Origin of the sequence: Tropicimonas sediminicola, assembly GCF_900188335.1 — a bacterium.
Taxonomy (GTDB): Bacteria; Pseudomonadota; Alphaproteobacteria; order Rhodobacterales; family Rhodobacteraceae; genus Tropicimonas; species Tropicimonas sediminicola.
The window spans coordinates 350,021-364,720 of the sequence record NZ_FZOY01000001.1; the positions used below are offsets into that span (position 1 = coordinate 350,021).

Genomic DNA, 14,700 nt, shown 5'->3' on the forward strand with positions numbered 1-14,700 from the left:
TCCCGTTGGGCCGGGCCGCGCGCGTTCCGCGCGCGGCACCCACGACCTGCGCGCCATCCCGCCCGGTCAGGCCTTCGCCTTGGAGAGATAGGCCACGAGGATGTCGCGCGCAGCAGCGAGGTCCCTGCGGTCGATCATCTCGGTCACGGTGTGGATGTAGCGGGTGCCGACCACGATACCGACCGCCCGCGCCCCGGCCGCGGCCTGCTGGGCGGCTGCGCCGTCCTGGCCGCCGGCCCGCAGCATGGTGCGCTGGAAGGGGATGCCTTCGGCTGTCGCGAGGGCGTCGATCTCTGCCACCAGCGCCTTGTCGGCGATGAAGGAACTGTCGCGCACGTGCAGGCCGAACCCCTTGCCCTGCTCGGTCGTCCGGTCCTGCTCCGGCACACCTGGCGTGTCGCAGGCCAGGGTGGTGTCGATCCCGAGGCCGATGTCGGGCTGGACCCGGAAGGCGGCGGTGCGCGCCCCGCGCAGCCCGACCTCCTCCTGGGTGGTGAAAGCCACGTGGATCTCGGCCGCATGCGCCGCATCGCCGAGCCCGCGGATCGCCTCGATGCCCAGCCAGCAAGCGACCCGGTTGTCGAGCGCCTTGGAGACGAACTTCTCTCCCATCTCGAGGAACGGCTCGTCCATCACCACCATGTCGCCGATCTTCACCCGCTCGCGCGCCGCTTCGCCGAGGCCGGTGTCGACGATGAACTCGTGCACCTCCGGCACCTTCTTGCGATCTTCCTGCTTGGTGATGTGCACGCCAGGCCCGGCCGGGTTCATCACCCCCTTGAGGTCGCCATCTTCGGTGCACACCAGCACCCGGCGTGCGAACAGCGTGCGCGGATCGAAGCCGCCAACCGGTTGAAGATGCAGGAAACCCTTCTCGGTCACATGGCTGACCATGAAGCCGATCTCGTCCATGTGGCAGAGCAGCATGACCTTCTGCGGCGTCTCCGCCCCGCCGCGCGCGTCGCGGCGGCACAGCAGCGAGCCCATCGGGTCCACCTCGACGTGGTCGAACAGCCCCTCGATTTCGGACAGGATCAGGTCCCGCACCCGTTCCTCGTGGCCGGGCACGCCCGGGGTCTCGCACAGCCGTTTCAGCAATTCGGTGTTCATGATGATATCCCGCCTCGACAATCCTGTTTGCCCGCGACCCTAGTGCCGGCCGCGCCGGACATTCAACCGCGAAGCGGCGCCGTCTTCACCTGTCCGAAGGTATCCTCGGGGAGGGGCGGACGGCGTCCGGCCGGCGCGGGGGCAGGCAGCCCCCGTCCACCGAGTCCCGCAACGAAAAACGCCGCCCCCGTGGGAGCGGCGTTCTGCACTGTCCGGAAGCCTTTGGCTCAGAAGCCCAGGCCTTCGTATTTCTTCTTGAACTTCGACACGCGCCCGCCGGTGTCCATCAGCTTCTGGGAGCCGCCGGTCCAGGCAGGGTGCGAGGAGGGGTCGATGTCCAGCGAGAGCTGATCGCCTTCCTTGCCCCAGGTCGATTTCATGCTCACCACGGTGCCATCGGTCATCTTGACGTCGATGACGTGGTAGTCGGGATGCAGATCCTTTTTCATCGCGGCGCTCCTCAATCCTTGGGTTTGTAGGTGCTGTCTTCCGCGATCCGGGCAGACTTGCCGCGGCGGGAGCGCAGGTAATACAGCTTCGCCCGGCGGACGCGGCCGCGGCGGACGACGGTGATGCTTTCGATATTGGTCGAGTGCAGCGGGAACACCCGCTCGACGCCCTCGCCGAAGGAGATCTTGCGCACCGTGAACGAGCCGGCGATGCCGGTGCCGTTCTTGCGGGAGATGCAGACGCCTTCGTAGTTCTGCACGCGCGAGCGCGAGCCTTCGGTCACCTTGTAGCCGACGCGAACGGTGTCGCCGGCCTTGAAATCGGGAATCTCGTTCCCGAGGGAGGCGATCTGTTCGGCCTCCAGTTCTGCGATCAGGTCCATCTGAACGCTCCTCTGACTGCTTGCGGTGGACCCGCAAAGTGTTTCTCGCGCCCCGGAGCTCCTGGTCTTCATCGGGTCCGTCCGTGCTTGCAGCACGGCGCCCGCCGGAGGTCAGGTCGTCATTCCTTGAATGGTCGCATTCCGGTCAGCGGCAGGTTGGGGCCGAAGAAGGCCCGCCCGGTGTTCCGATGCCCTATAACGAAACCACCCGAGTCGGTTTCCCGCTCAGGATGGACGGTGTCTAGGGCAAGCGCGACTGCATTGCAACCCGCAGGGCATGCCGCGCGGCGCAAGGCCCGTGCCTGGGAGAAAAAGGTCATTGGGCCGAGACCCTTAGCCTCAATCGCGGCAACTTTGGCGGAATGGTGTCCTTCCCGTGCCCAACTCGGCGTAAATTCCATGCCTGCGCCACGAAACCGCTCTCAAGCGCTGGCATCCATTACGGATATTAAATGGTGAATCTTCGGGAGCAAGAAGATGAAAATTCGCGCGATCTCCACTGCACTCCGCCAATTCCGCCGCCGCGAGGATGGCATGATGGCCATCGAGTTCGTGGTCATGGTCCCGCTTTTCGTGGCAATGGTCTCCGGTGTGGTGGACCTGAGCCGGGTCTACGTGGACCAGGCCAACTATTACAGCGTCGCCCGCGACACCGCCCGGATCGTTTCCCGTCACGGAATGACCGAGGATTCGGCCGAGAGCTACGCCGTCGCCCGCATCGCCGAGCTGAGCAATGCCGAGGCCGAGGTCCAGGTCGAGAAGGGCAATTCCGACGTGTCCGTCACCATCAACGCGCCGATCAGCGCGATGGCGAAGTTCGGCTTCCTGTCCTTCCTGCAGAATTCCCAACTGACCGCGACCGTCGTTTACGAACTCGAGCCGGTCTGATCCGAAAGCCTTTTTGATCCAAAAGGATACCCTGTCGTGAGTGCACGCCAATTGTTTTGGGACGAGGACGGTGCCGCCGGCATCTGGAGCCTGTTCATCTTCGTGACCTGTACCATCGTGGCCGGCCTTGCCGTCGACGGCACCAACGCCATGCGCGCCCGCGAGCACCTTCAGGCGACCGCCGACATCGCCTCCCACGCCGGGCTGATCGAACTGATCCGCGGCGGCAGCGACGACGAGATCCGCTCGGCCGTCGCCGCCAGCGTCGAGACCAACATGCCGCAGACCGTCTTCGGCAACACGATCGGAACGGCGTCGAACACCATCACCATCGGCCATTACCAGAATGGCTCGATCGGCCCGAGCAACTCCGCCGCGGACAATGCCGTCGCGGTGACGCTGCAACAGAACACCACGCTCGGAAACGCGGTGCCGACCTTCCTGCTCAAGCTGATCGGCCTCAGTTCCTGGAACATCGCCACCACCAGCGCCGCCGTCATGGACGAGGCCGGTGAATGCGCCTCGAACGACGGGATCTTTGCCTTCGGCGAGATCAAGATGACTTCGACATCGGAGATCGGTGCGGGCTTCTGCATCTACTCGAAGGACGTCGTCGAGATGTCCAACCACAACAATTTCCTGCCGGGGTCGAATATCGGGATGCCGGATACGGCGAACTGCAGCCATTGCACCGACAGCCACAACCCGGGAGTCCAGGCCGCTCTCTTCGAGGCCAACATGCAGCTCGAGGACGTCGAGACGCATGTCGACACCGTTGTCTACTCGCTGCTCGGCACCGGCTACGACACCAGCCCGACGGACGATTTCCTCGCCAATGTCGGCGCCCTCTCGGACCTCAGCGCGCTGGCGGCGCTCGACTACAACACGGCCAAGATCAAGAAGGGCTCGATCATTTCGATCTCCGGCGGCGATTTCGAATCCATGCCCACGGTTCCGAGCGGCCTGATCTACGCCGTCTACTGCTCTTCCCCGCTCAGCACCTATGGCGCGATCTCGCCGAGCCCGTCGAGCGGCAACGGAAACGGCAAGAATAGCGGCTCTTCCAACGCCAACGTGAAGACCCTCGATTTCGAGACCACCGCCGGGACGAGCATCACCGACGTCGCTATCGTGACCGATTGCAAGATCAAGTTCGGCGACGCGGCCTACATCCAGAACTCGATCATCGCCACAACGTCGACGTCCAACCAGTCGATCAGCGCCAGTTCGAAGGCCCGGATCGGCTCCGGCGAAATGACCTGCCCCTCGACGGAGAAGGTCGTCGTGATGACCAAGGGCGACCTGTCCGTTCCGGCCGCGATGGAGACGAACAACGTCGACTTCTACATCGTGGGCGATGCGCACCTGGCGTCGGGCACCTCGAGCCAGGCCACTAAGCTGGGCACGAGCTTCTATGTCGGCGGCGATATCCATATCTCCGCACAGGGCAACTGGTATGCCTGCGGCGACGACACGGATTCCCTCGCCGCGGAGATCGGCGTCATCCGCCACGTGATCACCAACTGATCCGTCGCGCGCCGCCGCGGGGAGGAGGCTCTACTCCTCGCCGTGGCGCGCGGCCCAGGCTTGCCAGAGGTCGGGCCGGCGCTCCCGCGTCAGCGCCTTGGCCTGCTCCCGCCGCCATTCCGCGATCTTCGCGTGATGCCCGGAGAGCAGCACCTCCGGCACCGCGCGCCCCTGCCAGTCGTTGGGCCGGGTGAACTGCGGATGTTCCAGCAAGCCGTCGGAGAAGCTTTCCTCCTCGGTCGAGGCCTGGTTGCCCAGCACGCCGGGCAGCAGCCGCACGGTGGCGTCGATCATCGCTTGCGCGGCGATCTCGCCGCCGGTCAGGACGAAATCCCCCAGCGAGACCTCCTCGATCCCGTAAGCGTCGATCACCCGCTGGTCGACCCCCTCGAACCGGCCGCAGAGCATCGTCAGCCCCTCCGCCCCGGCCCATTGCCGCGCCTTGGCCTGGCTGAACCGGCGCCCGCGCGGGCTCAGATAGACCAGCGGCCAGCGGGCGCGGTCCGGGTTGGTGCCCTTTGCGGCCTCGTCGAGCGCGCGGGCCACCACATCGGGGCGCAGGACCATGCCAGCGCCGCCGCCGGTTGGCGTGTCGTCCACGTTGCGGTGCCGTCCCTCGCCGAAGAGCCGAAGGTCCAGCGTCTCGAGCGCCCAGAGCCCGTCCTGCAACGCCTTGCCGGTGAGCGACTCGCCCAGCACGCCCGGGAAGGCGTCGGGAAAGAGCGTGACGATCTTCGCGGTCCAGGCGCCCTTGAGCCGCGGCGTGGGCGTCATCAGGTCGCGCGGGATCAGGCTCGCCGAGATCGACAGGCGGCCATGGGATTTCGGTGTGTCAGTCATTGGTGTTCAGATCCCGGTCGATGTCTTCGATCCTGTTGGCGAGATGCACCAGCGCGTCCGACAGCTCGGGATGCCCCGGCTCGATCTGCGCCGCGATGTCGAGCAGGCGGGAAACCTCCGGCAGGTCGTTGCGGGTGGTCGGGAATCCGTCCAGCAACGTGTTGGCCAGGCGCAGGAAATGCGCCAGCGTGACGGTATCGGCCGAGGCGACGATCTGGTCGAAGGCCTGCGCCATGCGGCCCTCGCCCAGCTGCCGCCAGGCCAGCCCGCCGTCGGCCGCCAGCAGCAGCGCCGCGTGGCGGTCCCGCCGCGTGCCGGTGCGCTCGGCGCGGTTGAGAAAGGCCTCCAGCAGGATCGGCGCGCGCACCTCCGCTTCCAGCGGCATGACGACCGCCGACAGCGCCGCCTCTTCCGGGGCGTCGGCGGGCATCGCGTCGATCGCGCCATAGGCCACGGCCAGCGCCGCCGCCTCCGCGCCGGTCGGGTGGCTGAGCGGCAGGTCCGGCTCCCGGTCGAGAATCTCCTCGGCCTCGTCGGCGAATTCGTTGAGTTTCTTGAGGGCGGCCTCGGCGAAGGCTTCCGCCTCCGCTTCCTTCCGCGGTTGCCAGATCACCCGGCCGAGCGCCAGCGCCCCCAGCCCCATCACCAGCCAGGGCAGCAGCCCGGTGGTGGCCTCGATGCCCAGCAAGGCCCGGAGCATGTGGCCGAAGCCGATGCAGAGCGAGGCGAGCGCGAGGTGGACCATAAGCGTCGGCACCAGCATCACGAGACCTTCGCGGAACGGCTCCACCCGCATGATCAGCACCCAGAGCAGGAACAGACCGGCAAAGGGCAGCACGGCGAAATAGGACGCGCCCGTCGCGCCGGCCCCGATCGGTGCCGCATAGAACAGGGCCCCGGAGAGCCCGAGGCCCCAGCGGTTCATCAGAAAAGCCCCTCGGGCGGGTCGGCGACGATACGTCCCGACGCGATATCGACCGTCGGGACGGCCTCCCGCGTGAAGGGCAGCAGGACCGTCGACTTGAGGCCGGGGCCGTGGATCTCGAGCATGTCGCCGGCGCCGTATTCCTGCACCGCGCGCACCGTGCCGAGCAAGGTGCCGCCGGTGTCGCGCACTTCCAGGCCGATCAGGTCGGCATGGTAGAACTCGTCCTCCGGCAGCGCCGGCATCCGGCTGCGGTCGGCAAACAGGCGGATGCCTTTCAGCGCGTCCGCCTGTTCCTTGCTGGCGATTCCCGAAAGGTGCACCGCCAGCCCGTTCTTGACCGGCCGGGTGATCTCGACCGTGAAGGAGCGCGCGCCGTCCTCGGTGAACAGGGCGCCATAGGCGGCGATATCCTCGGGGACGGCGCAGAAGCTCTTGAGCCGCACCTCCCCCTTGACGCCGAAGGCGCCGGCGATGGCGCCGACGCAAACGCGATCAGCCATCGGCTGCCACTCCCTCGCAGAGGCCGAGGGCACCGATCCGGCCGCCGGCATCAAGGCAGCGGTCGTCCATGACGTTCCCGTGCACCTTGATGCCGAACCAGAAGCCAGCCCCGAAGAGCGTGGCCCAGAATATCAGCCGGATCATGCCCGCCGCGCCTCAGGCTGCCGATCACTCGGCAGCGGCTTCCTCGGCGGGCGCCTCGGCTTCGGCGTTCGCAGCTTCCTCGGCGGCAGCGGCCTTGGCGGCTTTCTCTTCGGCGCGCTCGGTCGCCTTCTTGCCCGGCTTGGCCTTGTTCGGGTTGTTGCGCTCGGCCTTCTCCTTGACGCCGGCAGCTTCGAGCATGCGGGCGATCCGGTCGGTCGGCTGTGCGCCCTGGCCGAGCCAGTACTGAACGCGCTCCATGTCCATCTTCACGCGCTCTTCCGAGTCCTTCGGCAGGAGCGGGTTGTAAGTGCCCAGCTTCTCGATGAAGCGGCCGTCGCGCGGCATGCGCGAGTCGGCGGCGACGATGGCGTAGAAGGGACGCTTCTTGGAACCGCCGCGGGCGAGACGAATTTTCATGGCCATTGTGTTTTCTCCTTTAATGGCGTGGTTTCAGCCGGTTGGCCGGCTGTCATTCCTGGTGTTTCTTGTGATGTCGGATGACTTCCTGAATGATGAAATTCAGGAAAGCCTTGGCGAAGTCGGGGTCCAGGCCGGCCCGGTCCGCCAGGTTCTCGAGCCGTTCGATCTGCTGCGCCTCGCGCGCGGGATCGGACGGGGGCAGGTCGTGCGCGGCCTTGAGCCGGCCCACGGCCTGCGTATGGGCAAAACGCTCGGCGAGCGTGTAGACGAGGATCGCGTCCAGCCGGTCGATGCTCTCGCGGTGCTCCTTGAGCACCTCGGCGGCGCGTTCGGTTGCGTCAGTCAATGGCATATCCCTTCGGCTTGAACAGCGGGTCGCAATAGGAGCGGATCTCCATCTCGATGCCGTCGCGCAGCTGCCCGTCCCGCAGGCGGGCGGGCGAGGGGTGGCGATAGACGACGTCGTTGCCGTCGACCGACGGCGCGTCCTTGTCCTTGGTCGCGCCCAGCCGCTCGGCAAGACGGATCGAGTCGAGATCCTTCGGGTCGAGATAGGAGACGGCGGTCTCCCAGCCGGCCTTCTGGTAGAAATAGCGGCGCGCGGCATGCGTGGCCTCCAGCGCGTAGCCGCGGCCGGTGACCTCGGGCCAGATGAACCAGGCGATCTCGCGCTCCGGCCACTTGGGCGGGAACCAGCCGCCGGCCATGCCGAGCGTCGCGTCGGTCTCCCTGGAGTGGATCATCCACATGCCGAAGCCGCGGATCTCCCAATGGCCGATCTCGGCGGCATAGAGCATCCAGGTCTCGTAGGCATTGAGCGGCCCGCCCATGAACCGCGAGCGGTAGGAGGCGAAGGTGGCCTTGAAGTTCGGGTAATCCCCCGGCTCCGGCCCGCGCAGGATCAGCCGTTCCGTCTCCAGCACGGGGATGTCGCGATGTCCCATCAGGCGGCCCCCCTGCGGTGGCGCCAGATCTGCAGCGGCGCGTCGTCGAGCGGTTCGGCCGGGCGCGGCGCGTCCGGGTCGAGCACGGCGCCGAGGCGCTGCGCGACCGCCGCCGAGCGGTGGTTCTCCGGATCGACATAGGAGACGCAGGTGTCCCAGCCCAGCCCGTCGAAGACCCAGGCATGCACAGCGCGCATCGCCTCGGTGACATAGCCGCGGCCCTCGTCCGCCGCCGACCAGATCGACCAGGAAAGCTCCCGTTCCGGCCAGGTGATCGGCTCCCAGGGGCCCACGCTGCCGATGACGTCGCCGGTGTCGCGCCGTTCCATCGCGAAGATCCCGTAGCCGCGCAGCAGCCACATCGAGGTCAGATGCGCGAAGGCGCGCCAGCTCTGCCAGCGGTCCGTCTGCGGGCCGCCGACGAAGCGCGAGCGGTCGGAATGCATGAAGGCCTCGAACACCGGATAATCGGCGACCTTCGGCAGGCGCAGGACCAACCGCTCGGTTTCGAGCGTCGGGATGGTGAGGGTCAGGCCGGCCTGCGTCATGCGTAGGCCTCCGGGCTGCCGTCGCCGTCCGCGGAGGGGTGGCGATAGACCAGGCAGTCGATGCCTTCGGGGCGAATGACGTCGGCATCGGGCGTGCAGCCGAGCCGTTCGGCCACGCCGATCGAGGCCGCGTTATTGGCCTGAAGGAAGCTCACCAGGCTCGCCACGCTGGCGTGGGAGAACACGTGCTCGCGCAGCGCCAGTGCCGCCTCTGCGGCATAGCCCTTGCCCTCGTAGCCGTCGAACAGCGCCCAGCCGAGATCAGGCTCCGCCTGATCGGGGCCGAGCGTCACCGCGACCCGGCCCGCCAGCCGGCCGTCGACCTCGATCATCAGCCCGCCGAAGCCGTGCAGATGCCATTGCGCGATCTCGTTGGTAAACCAGGTCCAGGCCGCGGCGCGGGAATAGGGGCCGTGCAGGCTTGCGGCGCGGGGCGAGGCGAGAAACGCGGCGTAGGCGTCGAAATCCTCGACCTGGTAGGGGCGCAGCACGGTGCGGGGCGTGTGCAGGGTCGGCGCCTGCTGGCTCCGGCGCCGACGGCGGGCGGGCGTGCGCACGAGGCGGGCCGCGCCGGCCGGGGCCGGGTGGCGATAGACGTCGTGCGGGCCGATCGAGGCCGGGCAGACTGCCTCCGGATCGAGCGTCGCGCCCATGCGCAGCGCCAGCCGGATCGCGCTGCGATTCTCCGGGTGGATATATGTGACCGCCGTGGCCCAGCCGAGCGTCTCGAAGGCGTGGCGGCGCGTGGCGATCCCGGCTTCGTAGGCATAGCCGTAGCCGGCCACGTCCGCGCGCCAGAGCTGCCAGGTGATTTCCTGCTCGATGAAGCTGTCGGGGAAATGCGGCCCCACCAGCCCGATGCCGCCGGGCTGGCCCTTGAGCTCGACCACGAAGCGGCCGAAGCCCTTTTGCTGCCAATGGGCGAGGATCGCCTCGAAGCGGCCGCGCGACTGCCGGTCCCGGGCCACCGGGCCATGCGTGGTCCGCCAGTCGGAAGCGTAATAGTCCTGGTAGGCCGCCATGTCGGCCGGCGTCGGCCGGCGCAGGACCAGCCGTTCGGTTTCCAGCCGCTCGATCATGCCGCATCCCCCGGCGCCACGGCACGGCGGAACGGCGCGTCGGTCGTCGACGCGCTGGCCCGGCCATGGGGGCTGGCAAGGAGGATATGCGGTTGCTGTCTCACGCGGCGCGGCGTCCCGTCGCCGGGCGGGCGGGCATGATGCGGACCGGATGCCGGAAGGTAAGCGCCTCGGAGGGGCCGTCGCTGAACGGATCGGCAATGGCGCCAACGCCGCGCAGCAGGGCTGCGGAGCGGCGATCCTCGGGGGCGACGAGGCTCACGACCTCGCGCCAGCCGACCCCGCGCACAGCGAAATCCCGCGCCGCGCGCAGCGCCTCGGGGGCCAGCGTGTCGGCATCGGGCGTGTCCCAGAACAGCCAGCCCAGCTCGGGCTCCGGCCAGCCGGTCGGATGCCACGGCCCGGCGAGCCCGATCGGCTCGTCGCAGCCCTTGGCGACCACGGCAAACAGCCCCAGCCCGCAGAGATCCCAGTGGCAGACGATCGGCACGGTCTGCGCCAGCGCCCGTTCGCCGCTGAGCGGCGCGGTCGCGAGGCGCGGGGCATCCGTGCGCAGGCGCGCCAGCAGGCTGCCGATGTCGGAAGCGCTCGGGCGGCGGAGGAACAGGCGGTCGGTCTCGAGAACGGGGCTGCGCATGGGCTTACTTCTTCTTTCCGAAGCCGGCGAGGCCGGGCGGCAGTTGCATTCCGCCGCCGAGGCCGGGCAGGCCGCCGCCCGCACCGGGCATGCGGCCGAGCGCCTTGGCGGCCTTCTCGACATCGGCGGGGTTCATGTCGGCAAGATCCTTGGGCATGCCGCCGCCCTTGCCGAACATCGAACCCATGGCCTGCTTGAGCAGACCCTTCTTGCCCATCTTCTTCATCATGTCCGACATCTGCCGGTGCATCTTGAGAAGCTTGTTCAGCTCGCTCACCTCGAGGCCAGCGCCCTTGGCGATACGTTTCTTGCGCGAGGCCTGCAGGATCTGCGGCGCGGCGCGCTCCTTCTTGGTCATCGACTGGATCAGCGCGATCTGGCGCTTGAGGATGCTGTCGTCGAACCCGGCCTCGGCGACCTGGTTCTTCATCTTGGCCATCCCGGGCATCATGCCCATGACGCCTTCCATGCCGCCCATCTTGAGCATCTGCTCGAGCTGGGCCTTCAGGTCGTTCATGTTGAACTGACCCTTCTGGAAGCGCTTCATCATGCGCTCGGCCTGCTCGATCTCGAGCGTCTCCTGCGCCTTCTCGACGAGCGAGACGATGTCGCCCATGCCGAGGATCCGGCCGGCGATCCGCTCGGGGTGGAATTCCTCGAGCGCGTCCATCTTCTCGCCGAGACCCACGAACTTGATCGGCTGGCCGGTGACGAAGCGCATCGAAAGCGCCGCGCCGCCGCGGCCGTCGCCGTCCATCCGGGTCAGCACGACGCCGGAGATGCCGATGCGCTGGTCGAAATTCTCCGCCGTGTGCACGGCGTCCTGGCCGGTCAGGCCGTCGACCACCAGCAGCGTCTCCCGCGGGCTGGTCACGTCGCGGACCGCCTCGACCTCGGCCATCAGCTCGTCGTCGATGGAGAGGCGGCCGGCGGTGTCGAGCATGTAGACGTCGTAGCCGCCCAGCGTCGCCTGCTGCTTGGCGCGCTTGGCGATGTCGACCGGCTTCTGACCCTTGATGATCGGCAGCGTGTCCACGCCGACCTGGGTGCCGAGGATCGCCAGCTGCTCCATGGCGGCCGGGCGGTTGACGTCGAGCGAGGCCATCAGCACCCGCTTGCCGTTCTTCTCGGTCAGCCGCTTGGCGAGCTTGGCGGTCGTGGTCGTCTTGCCCGAGCCCTGCAGGCCGACCATCAGGATCGGCGCGGGCGGGTTGTCGACCTTCAGGTCGCCCGGGGTCTCGTTGTCGCCGGCGAGGAAATGGACCAGCTCGTCATGGACGATCTTGACCACCTGCTGACCGGGGGTGACCGACTTGGTCACCGCCTGGCCGGTGGCCTTGCCCTCGACGGCCTTGATGAAGGAGCGCGCCACGGGCAGCGAGACGTCGGCCTCCAGCAGCGCCACGCGGACCTCTCGCAGGGCGGTGCGGACGTCGTCCTCGGAAAGCGCGCCCTGCTTGGTCAGCCGGTCGAAGACTCCGCCGAGGCGTTCTGACAGATTTTCAAACATGCCCCGGCCCTCCTGCGGCCTCTGTTGCTGCACGTGGCTCCGATGTAGGGAGCCGGTTTCCAAACGACAAACGCACCAGTGGGCGCAACGCGCTGACTGGTGGCGATCCCCCGATATGACGGAGGACCGGAAGTTCGCACTTCCGGGTATTGGCCGGGTCTCTAGGCCCGTGACTCCCGTGAGTCAAGCCCGGAAGGGCCTTCGCCGGGTTTGCCCGGCTGCCGGGGGCGTGGTATTTTCGACGGCGAGATCATTTCCAGGAAACCCATTTCACAAGGTGCCGCCATGCGATGGACACGCCTCAGCGCAACACTTGCCGCCCTTTTCCTCGCGGGGCCCGCGTCGGCCCAGCCGAGCTTCGACTGCGCCAGAGCGTCGACGGCGCCGGAAAAGGCGATCTGCGCCTCGCCGGTGCTGTCGCAACTGGATCGGCAATTGGCCGACAGCTACGGGGCCGCACGCAGCGGTGTGTCCTCGGCGCAGGCGGATGCGATACGGCGCGACCAGATCGCCTGGATCGGGGTGCGTGACAGCTGCGGGGCCGACGCGGCCTGCCTCGAGGCGCAGATGCGCAACCGGCTTCTGGTGCTGCAGGCGTCGGGGGTTGCCGTCGCGCCCGCGTCGACGGGCCTGAGCGGCACCTATTGCGCCGGGGACGACATGATGCTGGTGGAGGATCACGGCAACGTCGTGGATTTCGACATGCTCAGTTTCCAGGGCGGGGGGCACAGCTGCGGAACCGGAAAGGTCCGGGCGGCCCGGACCGGAGACGGCTATGCCGCCATCTCCGGCGGGTGTACCTTCCGGCTGGTCCAGCGGGGCGGGACGCTCGTCTTCACCGCCGGGGACGAGGCCGGGTGCCGCAATTTCTGCGGCATGCGCGCCATGTTCGGCACGCATGTCTTTCAGATCTCCGACCGCCGGCCGCTCACGCCCGGATGGACGACGGCCGCGGAGACGGGGGGCTGCTGACAACCCCGGTCAGGCGGCGATGCCGGCGACCTGCTCGCGCGCGCCCGCGATCGTGGCTTCGGCGTCGAAGGCCAGCTTGTCGGCGTGGATCAGCTCCACCTCGGTGATCCCGACAAAGCCCAACACATGGCGCAGGTAGGGTGTGGCGAAGTCGATGGGCGAGCCGGCCTCGGTGCCGCCGGAGGCCATGACGATGATCGCGCGCTTGCCCGTCAGCAGGCCCTCGGGGCCGGCCTCGGTGTAGCGGAAGGTCACCCCGGCACGGGCGATCAGGTCGATCCAGGCCTTGAGGCCGGAAGGCACGCCGAAGTTGTACACCGGAAGCCCGATGACGATCGTGTCGGCGGCTTGCAGTTCGTCGATCAGCGTGTCGGAAAGCGCCAGCATCGCGCGCTGCTTGTCGCTCAGCGTGTCCTGAGCCGAGCCCTTGGTGACGGTGACGAAGCCTTCGTCGATGTGGGGCAGCGGATCGGCGGCGAGGTCGCGGGTCACGACTTCCGCTTCCGGGAAGCGGGCGATCACCGCGTCGGCGAGGTCGCGGCTCACGGAGCCCTGGCGGCGGGCGGAGGTGTCGATGCGGAGGATGGATTTCGTGGCCATGTCGGGTCTTCCTTCGAGCAGGATCAGAGTGATGTTCGTTTCGTCTCGAGGAAGATGTGTCTGTTCGATTGTGCGATCAATCTTCGCCAATAACCGAATTGATGTGCGAAAATGCGCATAAAGCTGAAAGGGCCGCCGCGGTCTCCCGGACGGCCCTCCCGTAGTATCTCCTTGTACGCGGTGTCTTATTCCGGCTGGATCTTCGCCTCGACGCAAACCGGCGTAAATCCGGCCGGTGCGCCGCTGTCGACCGAAGAACGGCAGAACAGGATGTCGCCGGTCCGGGAATCCACGATCCAGAGCCCGCCGTCAGCGGTCGGGAAGGCGCCGTAGGCGGCCGGCCGGTCGGCCTGACGCTGGCCCTTGCCGTCGCGGCCGCCGCGGCCCATGTCGTCGCGCCACTTGCCGTCGCGCTGCATGTCGCCCCGGGCCATCCGCTGCCCGCCTTGGCCCTGCATCATCTCGCGGCCCTGTCCGCTGCCCGGACCGGCGAACTGGCCCATGCCCTGACCCTGACCGCGCCCCTGGCCCATGCCCTGACCGTTGCCGCGCCCCTGGCCTTGACCCTGACCCATGCCCTGACCCATGCCGACCCGCGCCGCGCCACGGCCGAAATCGTCGATGGTCAGCACGCCGTCTCCGTTGCCGTCCATCACCCGGAGCCAGGCCTCGGCGCCCGCGGCGTATTCCTCGGCGGTGATGCTGCCGTCCTGATCCGCGTCGAGCGCCTCGCGACGCAAGGGTTGCTCCCCGCGCCCAAGCAGTTGCCCGCGCTTCTCGGGCCGCTGCATCCCGTCCATCCGGGCGGCGTCCAGGACGTCGAACTCCTCGACGCTCAGCGCGCCGTCCTCGTCCCCGTCGAAACCGGCAAAGATCTCGGCGCGTCGTTCCTGGATCTCCTCCAGCGTGACCTGGCCATCCTCGTCCAGATCCCAGGTGTTCAGAAAGTTCTCGCCCGGGGCCGGCATCTGCTGCGGTGCCTGCTGGGCGAACGCCGGGGCCGTGATCAGGGCGGCGGCGACTGCGGTAAAGGCGGTGCGTTTCATGGCTGTTCCATCCTGGTTATCGAAACCTATGCCTTAGATACGTGGATTGGCGGAGGTTCCGTCGCAGGGGGCACAATTATTTTGCAGCCATGCCGCCAAGCCCCGGTTTCCCCGACGAGAAACCGGCGCTCATGGAAAAATGACTTCCCTGCTCTGGCACAATCTGTTCGGATA

Annotated in this window: 19 protein-coding genes; 3 read left to right on the forward strand and 16 right to left on the reverse strand. The window is 67.7% G+C overall.

What is annotated here, in order from left to right:
• Positions 1-66 precede the first annotated feature (66 nt).
• From CHB86_RS01610 to rplS, 3 genes are all read right to left on the reverse strand, one after another.
• Complete coding sequence (locus tag CHB86_RS01610) at positions 67-1,110, reverse strand: M42 family metallopeptidase (protein WP_089230793.1); 1,044 nt, start codon at positions 1,108-1,110, stop codon at positions 67-69.
• A gap of 227 nt (positions 1,111-1,337) precedes the next feature.
• Positions 1,338-1,559, reverse strand: coding sequence for a 50S ribosomal protein L31 (gene rpmE / locus CHB86_RS01615; protein WP_089230794.1), 222 nt, complete (start codon positions 1,557-1,559; stop codon positions 1,338-1,340).
• Positions 1,560-1,570: 11 nt separating this feature from the next.
• Positions 1,571-1,942 carry a 50S ribosomal protein L19 gene (gene rplS, locus CHB86_RS01620; RefSeq protein ID WP_089230795.1) on the reverse strand — a complete coding sequence of 124 codons (372 nt, stop codon included), beginning with the start codon at positions 1,940-1,942 and terminating at the stop codon, positions 1,571-1,573.
• 477 nt (positions 1,943-2,419) lie between these two features.
• On the opposite strand from rplS, the gene CHB86_RS01625 reads away from it, so the two are divergent.
• Both CHB86_RS01625 and CHB86_RS01630 read left to right on the forward strand, forming a co-directional pair.
• On the forward strand, positions 2,420-2,830 hold the full coding sequence (locus CHB86_RS01625; protein WP_089230796.1) for a TadE/TadG family type IV pilus assembly protein: 411 nt from the start codon (positions 2,420-2,422) through the stop codon (positions 2,828-2,830).
• Positions 2,831-2,866: 36 nt separating this feature from the next.
• Entirely contained in the window at positions 2,867-4,357 is a 1,491-nt protein-coding gene (locus CHB86_RS01630) for a Tad domain-containing protein (RefSeq protein ID WP_089230797.1), read from the forward strand.
• Between the two features lie 30 nt (positions 4,358-4,387).
• On the opposite strand, the gene trmD is transcribed toward CHB86_RS01630, so the two are convergent.
• From trmD to ffh, 11 genes are all read right to left on the reverse strand, one after another.
• Positions 4,388-5,197, reverse strand: a complete 810-nt coding sequence (gene trmD / locus CHB86_RS01635) for a tRNA (guanosine(37)-N1)-methyltransferase TrmD (protein ID WP_089230798.1) — start codon at positions 5,195-5,197, stop codon at positions 4,388-4,390.
• Positions 5,190-6,122 carry a hypothetical protein gene (locus tag CHB86_RS01640; RefSeq protein ID WP_089230799.1) on the reverse strand — a complete coding sequence of 311 codons (933 nt, stop codon included), beginning with the start codon at positions 6,120-6,122 and terminating at the stop codon, positions 5,190-5,192. The genes trmD and CHB86_RS01640 overlap by 8 nt, the downstream gene beginning before the upstream one ends.
• Positions 6,122-6,625: a ribosome maturation factor RimM gene (gene rimM / locus CHB86_RS01645; protein WP_089230800.1), complete on the reverse strand. Its 504-nt coding sequence runs from the start codon at positions 6,623-6,625 to the stop codon at positions 6,122-6,124. Before rimM ends, CHB86_RS01640 begins: the two co-directional genes overlap by 1 nt.
• Positions 6,618-6,770, reverse strand: a complete 153-nt coding sequence (locus tag CHB86_RS24500; protein WP_176442737.1) for a hypothetical protein — start codon at positions 6,768-6,770, stop codon at positions 6,618-6,620. The genes rimM and CHB86_RS24500 overlap by 8 nt, the downstream gene beginning before the upstream one ends.
• Positions 6,771-6,794: 24 nt before the next feature.
• Positions 6,795-7,193 carry a 30S ribosomal protein S16 gene (gene rpsP / locus CHB86_RS01650; RefSeq protein WP_089230801.1) on the reverse strand — a complete coding sequence of 133 codons (399 nt, stop codon included), beginning with the start codon at positions 7,191-7,193 and terminating at the stop codon, positions 6,795-6,797.
• 46 nt (positions 7,194-7,239) lie between these two features.
• Entirely contained in the window at positions 7,240-7,542 is a 303-nt protein-coding gene (locus CHB86_RS01655) for a chorismate mutase (protein WP_089230802.1), read from the reverse strand.
• Positions 7,529-8,134: a GNAT family N-acetyltransferase gene (locus tag CHB86_RS01660; protein ID WP_089230803.1), complete on the reverse strand. Its 606-nt coding sequence runs from the start codon at positions 8,132-8,134 to the stop codon at positions 7,529-7,531. The genes CHB86_RS01655 and CHB86_RS01660 overlap by 14 nt, the downstream gene beginning before the upstream one ends.
• Entirely contained in the window at positions 8,134-8,682 is a 549-nt protein-coding gene (locus CHB86_RS01665) for a GNAT family N-acetyltransferase (RefSeq protein WP_089230804.1), read from the reverse strand. Before CHB86_RS01665 ends, CHB86_RS01660 begins: the two co-directional genes overlap by 1 nt.
• Complete coding sequence (locus CHB86_RS01670; protein WP_089230805.1) at positions 8,679-9,761, reverse strand: GNAT family N-acetyltransferase; 1,083 nt, start codon at positions 9,759-9,761, stop codon at positions 8,679-8,681. The genes CHB86_RS01665 and CHB86_RS01670 overlap by 4 nt, the downstream gene beginning before the upstream one ends.
• Positions 9,762-9,861: 100 nt before the next feature.
• On the reverse strand, positions 9,862-10,398 hold the full coding sequence (locus CHB86_RS01675) for a GNAT family N-acetyltransferase (RefSeq protein ID WP_089230806.1): 537 nt from the start codon (positions 10,396-10,398) through the stop codon (positions 9,862-9,864).
• Between the two features lie 4 nt (positions 10,399-10,402).
• A complete protein-coding gene (gene ffh / locus CHB86_RS01680; RefSeq protein ID WP_089230807.1) occupies positions 10,403-11,908 on the reverse strand; it encodes a signal recognition particle protein in 1,506 nt (501 codons plus the stop codon).
• A gap of 285 nt (positions 11,909-12,193) precedes the next feature.
• Between ffh and CHB86_RS01685 the strand changes: the two genes are divergently transcribed.
• A complete protein-coding gene (locus CHB86_RS01685; RefSeq protein ID WP_089230808.1) occupies positions 12,194-12,880 on the forward strand; it encodes a lysozyme inhibitor LprI family protein in 687 nt (228 codons plus the stop codon).
• 9 nt (positions 12,881-12,889) lie between these two features.
• Here the strand turns inward: CHB86_RS01685 and CHB86_RS01690 are convergent, their stop codons facing one another.
• A complete protein-coding gene (locus CHB86_RS01690; RefSeq protein ID WP_089230809.1) occupies positions 12,890-13,480 on the reverse strand; it encodes an FMN-dependent NADH-azoreductase in 591 nt (196 codons plus the stop codon).
• A 185-nt stretch (positions 13,481-13,665) separates the two neighbouring features.
• The gene (locus CHB86_RS01695) at positions 13,666-14,526 is read right to left on the reverse strand and encodes an EF-hand domain-containing protein (RefSeq protein WP_089230810.1); all 861 of its coding nucleotides are present in this window, start codon (positions 14,524-14,526) and stop codon (positions 13,666-13,668) included.
• Positions 14,527-14,700 lie beyond the last annotated feature (174 nt).

Coding starts and splice junctions, on each gene's coding strand:
- CHB86_RS01610 (WP_089230793.1), bottom strand. CDS start 1,110: ATGAACACCGAATTGCTGAAACGGCTGTGCGAGACCCCGGGCGTGCCC.
- rpmE (WP_089230794.1), bottom strand. CDS start 1,559: ATGAAAAAGGATCTGCATCCCGACTACCACGTCATCGACGTCAAGATG.
- rplS (WP_089230795.1), bottom strand. CDS start 1,942: ATGGACCTGATCGCAGAACTGGAGGCCGAACAGATCGCCTCCCTCGGG.
- CHB86_RS01625 (WP_089230796.1), top strand. CDS start 2,420: ATGAAAATTCGCGCGATCTCCACTGCACTCCGCCAATTCCGCCGCCGC.
- trmD (WP_089230798.1), bottom strand. CDS start 5,197: ATGACTGACACACCGAAATCCCATGGCCGCCTGTCGATCTCGGCGAGC.
- CHB86_RS01640 (WP_089230799.1), bottom strand. CDS start 6,122: ATGAACCGCTGGGGCCTCGGGCTCTCCGGGGCCCTGTTCTATGCGGCA.
- rimM (WP_089230800.1), bottom strand. CDS start 6,625: ATGGCTGATCGCGTTTGCGTCGGCGCCATCGCCGGCGCCTTCGGCGTC.
- CHB86_RS24500 (WP_176442737.1), bottom strand. CDS start 6,770: ATGATCCGGCTGATATTCTGGGCCACGCTCTTCGGGGCTGGCTTCTGG.
- rpsP (WP_089230801.1), bottom strand. CDS start 7,193: ATGGCCATGAAAATTCGTCTCGCCCGCGGCGGTTCCAAGAAGCGTCCC.
- CHB86_RS01655 (WP_089230802.1), bottom strand. CDS start 7,542: ATGCCATTGACTGACGCAACCGAACGCGCCGCCGAGGTGCTCAAGGAG.
- CHB86_RS01660 (WP_089230803.1), bottom strand. CDS start 8,134: ATGGGACATCGCGACATCCCCGTGCTGGAGACGGAACGGCTGATCCTG.
- CHB86_RS01665 (WP_089230804.1), bottom strand. CDS start 8,682: ATGACGCAGGCCGGCCTGACCCTCACCATCCCGACGCTCGAAACCGAG.
- CHB86_RS01670 (WP_089230805.1), bottom strand. CDS start 9,761: ATGATCGAGCGGCTGGAAACCGAACGGCTGGTCCTGCGCCGGCCGACG.
- CHB86_RS01675 (WP_089230806.1), bottom strand. CDS start 10,398: ATGCGCAGCCCCGTTCTCGAGACCGACCGCCTGTTCCTCCGCCGCCCG.
- ffh (WP_089230807.1), bottom strand. CDS start 11,908: ATGTTTGAAAATCTGTCAGAACGCCTCGGCGGAGTCTTCGACCGGCTG.
- CHB86_RS01685 (WP_089230808.1), top strand. CDS start 12,194: ATGCGATGGACACGCCTCAGCGCAACACTTGCCGCCCTTTTCCTCGCG.
- CHB86_RS01690 (WP_089230809.1), bottom strand. CDS start 13,480: ATGGCCACGAAATCCATCCTCCGCATCGACACCTCCGCCCGCCGCCAG.
- CHB86_RS01695 (WP_089230810.1), bottom strand. CDS start 14,526: ATGAAACGCACCGCCTTTACCGCAGTCGCCGCCGCCCTGATCACGGCC.